The sequence below is a fragment of the Parvimonas sp. D2 genome, from assembly GCF_035282635.1.
Classification (GTDB): domain Bacteria; phylum Bacillota; class Clostridia; order Tissierellales; family Peptoniphilaceae; genus Parvimonas.
In genome coordinates this window covers 1-259 of sequence record NZ_JAYKBO010000067.1, presented here as the reverse complement: position 1 = coordinate 259, position 259 = coordinate 1, and the positions used below count along the sequence as shown (strand labels likewise).

Here is a 259-nt window from a genome sequence, read left to right as displayed (position 1 = left end):
GCACTTGAATAATGTATTCGGACATATCAGCAAAACGGGCGAGGCAGAAAAACCTTCTAAAAAGAAACCCATCTTTCCGGTTAATGATGAACTGAGGAGTTATCTTACCTGGTACAGCAGAGAAGTAAAATTACCCGTAAGTTATCGGGATCTTCAGCGATATAACTATTCCGTTGCGTTGAAAGACAGGCAGGGCAATGACACATCCTGGGAAAAAGTTTCTTACGATATGCATGAATGGAATTTTTTACGCGAAAAC

Annotated in this window: 1 protein-coding gene; it reads left to right on the top strand. The window is 40.5% G+C overall.

The genetic code is table 11. The features are described 5' to 3' along the window. On the top strand, nucleotides 1–259 hold a 259-nt coding region (locus VJI77_RS07600; protein WP_323988997.1), incomplete at both ends, for a hypothetical protein.